The sequence below is a fragment of the Streptomyces sp. NPDC002044 genome, assembly GCF_040296725.1.
Taxonomy (GTDB): Bacteria; Actinomycetota; Actinomycetes; order Streptomycetales; family Streptomycetaceae; genus Streptomyces; species Streptomyces antarcticus.
This window is the reverse complement of sequence record NZ_JBEOXU010000298.1, coordinates 1-2,740: the sequence shown is the minus strand read 5'-3', so window position 1 is coordinate 2,740 and position 2,740 is coordinate 1. Positions and strand designations below refer to the sequence as shown.

Genomic DNA, 2,740 nt, shown 5'->3' with positions numbered 1-2,740 from the left:
GCCCGCCTGGATCACCGGCATCGACCACCGCATCGAGGCCCACGGTCTGGGCCTGCGCGACCTCACCGACTCCCCGTCCACCCGGATCGCCGCCGCCACCGCGCCGCCACACCCGCCGGCCCGGACTTCGATGTCCTCGCCATGGACCCGGGGGACTGGCCGGGCAACCTCGGGGCCGGGCTGCTGCCCGCGCCCGACGGCAGCTGTCAGGGAGTCTTCCTCCGCTACGACCTGTTCGGCGGACGCGGCCCCGCGATGATCATCGGCAACCTTCCCGAGGGCTCCCCGGCCCGGGACCTCTCCGAGGGCCAGGTCCCCTTCGAGGTGGCCCAGCTCCTCGACGCGCTGGAGAACGACGAGGACGTCGAGGTCACCGGCGCCGAGGACTGCCCCGTCATGCAGGGCGACAACCTCCTCATCGTCCGGAAGATCAAGCTGTCGGAGTCCCGCATCTCCTGCGTGCAGTTCGACCGCAGTGACAACGTGCTGGTCACCATCGCCAGCTGGGACCGCCCGATCACCGATGACCTCTACGCCCTCCTGAAGCCGCTCCCCGCCGAGCTCTTCCAGCAGGGCTAGGCACCCCGGGCCGAGCGAGCGGGGCCAGGCGCTCCGGGCAAAGCCGGAGCGTCACCCGTCCGCCCGCGTCACCCGTCCGTCCGCGTCACGCGTCCGCGATGTCGTTCGCCGCCACGTAGCCGAACGTCATCGCCGGACCGATCGTCGACCCGGCCCCCGCGTAGCTGCGGCCCATCACGGCCGCGCTCGCGTTGCCCGCCGCGTACAGCCCCCGGATCACCGAACCGTCCGCGCGCAGGGCCCGGGCCCGCGCGTCCGTCACGATGCCGCCCTTCGTGCCCAGGTCGCCCGGAACGATCCTGAACGCGTAGAACGGGGGCACCCAGACCGGAGCCAGGCACGAGTTGGGGTGCACGTTCGGGTCCGTGTAGTAGTGGTCGTACGCCGTGTCCCCCCGGTGGAAGTCCGCGTCGTCGCCCGTCCACGCCTGCGCGTTGAACCGGCCCAGCGTCGCCCGCAGGGCCGCCGCCGGGACCCCGATCTGGCCGGCCAGGGCGTCCCACGTCCACGCCTTCTTCGCCGCGCCCGCCTCGTACCACGCGTTCGGGAAGGGCAGCGTCGGCAGGATGTCCTTGAAGAGGTACTTGTTGCGGTAGTGCTGGTCCACGATCAGCCACGCCGGGATGTGCGAACCCGGGGCGCCCCGGTCGCGGTCGTACATCACGTGCACCACATCGCTGTACGGGGCCGCCTCGTTGACGAACCGCGCGCCGTCGCGGTTCACGATCAGGCCGCCCGGCAGGGTCCGTTCGGCGAGACAGAAGTACGGCTCCCCGGGCAGCGGGATCGACGGCCCCCACCACGCGTCGTCCATCAGCCCGAGCGCGGCCCCTGCCCGCTGCCCGGCCCGGATGCCGTCACCCGTGTTCTCCCTCGCACCCACCGACCACTGGGTTCCGATGGGCTGCTGCTGGTACTGCGCCCGCATCTGCGCGTTGTGCTCGAAGCCTCCCGAGCCGACGACAACGCCCTTGCGGGCCCGTACGGTGCCCCGTACACCGTCCTTCTCCACCACGACCCCGGTGACCGCGCCGCCCTCCTGGACCAGGTCCACCAGCGGGCTGTTCAGCCACACCGGCACCCCCGCCCGCTGGAGTCCGGCCCGCAGTCCCGCCGCCAGGGACTGCCCCATCGTCAGCGGCTTCTCCCCGCGCAGCGCCGCCTTCGTACCGCGTGCCAGGCACTCGGTGGACACGGCGAGGCCCTTCGCGCTCACCGCCGCGAGGTTGAGCCACTTGTAGTCCTGACTGAACACCACCATCCCGGCCGGGACCGGCAGGTACGCCGGGTTCAGGCGGGCCAGTTCGGCGCCCAGGACGTTCCCGTCGAGCTGGTCCGGCTCGATGGAACGGCCGTTCGGCAGGCCACCCGGCAGATTGGGGTAGTAGTCGCTGTAGCCCTCCATGAAGCGGAACCTCAGCGGGCTGTGGGCCATCACGAAGTCCAGCATCCGCGGCCCGTTGGCCAGGAACGCCGCCTGCCGGTCGGCCGGGACCTCGGGCCCCACCACCGCCGCGAGGTACGTGGCCGCCTTCTGCGGGGTGTCCGGCACCCCCGCGCCCAGGATCACCGAGTTGTTGGGCAGCCAGATGCCCGCCCCGGACCGCGCGGCCGATCCGCCGAACGTCGGTGCCTTCTCGACCACCAGCACGCTCAGCCCCCGCTTCGCGGCGGTGAGCGCGGCGGTCATCCCGGCGGCCCCGGATCCGACCACGACCACGTCGTACGCGCCGAGCGGCGGGCCGTCGGCCGCCAGGGCCGCGGCGGCCGGGAGCACGGTCGCGGCGAGCACCCCGGCGCCCGTCCCGGCGAGCACGGTCCGTCTGGAGGGGAGACGTTCGGGGGAGGTGCGGGAAGCGCTTGCGGACATGGGCAGGCTCCAGCGGTGAGGGGAGGAAGGTCCGGCTCCAACATTTCTGATGCTGAGTCAGAGAAGGTGTTCGGGGGATCATGTGATGTCAAGGCATGCGGCAGCCCGGACCGTGCGGCCCGCACGCGCGGGAGGACGCCCGCTCGCCCGTGCGGGGGACCCGCCCCGTACGCACACGAGCGAAGCCCCGCGGCGGCATCGACGAGCGCGCCGCCTTCGAGGCCATCACCCCCGGCAAGGACGTCGACGGGGTCACCATGCACTCCTTCGCCGCCATGGGCTTCGGTCTGC

The 2,740-nt window shown here is 72.5% G+C and carries 2 protein-coding genes and 1 pseudogene; 2 read left to right on the top strand and 1 reads right to left on the bottom strand.

Annotated features, from left to right (window positions below; all coding sequences use genetic code 11):
• The first annotated feature begins 141 nt into the window (after positions 1–141).
• Positions 142–579 carry a hypothetical protein gene (locus ABT106_RS31690; RefSeq protein ID WP_351284445.1) on the top strand — a complete coding sequence of 146 codons (438 nt, stop codon included), beginning with the start codon at positions 142–144 and terminating at the stop codon, positions 577–579.
• Between the two features lie 85 nt (positions 580–664).
• Here ABT106_RS31690 and kstD read toward each other — a convergent pair whose 3' ends face one another.
• On the bottom strand, positions 665–2,449 hold the full coding sequence (gene kstD / locus ABT106_RS31685) for a 3-oxosteroid 1-dehydrogenase (protein ID WP_351284442.1): 1,785 nt from the start codon (positions 2,447–2,449) through the stop codon (positions 665–667).
• 95 nt (positions 2,450–2,544) lie between these two features.
• On the opposite strand from kstD, the pseudogene ABT106_RS31680 reads away from it, so the two are divergent.
• Positions 2,545–2,740 (top strand): annotated as a pseudogene (locus ABT106_RS31680) (hypothetical protein); the annotation flags it as partial.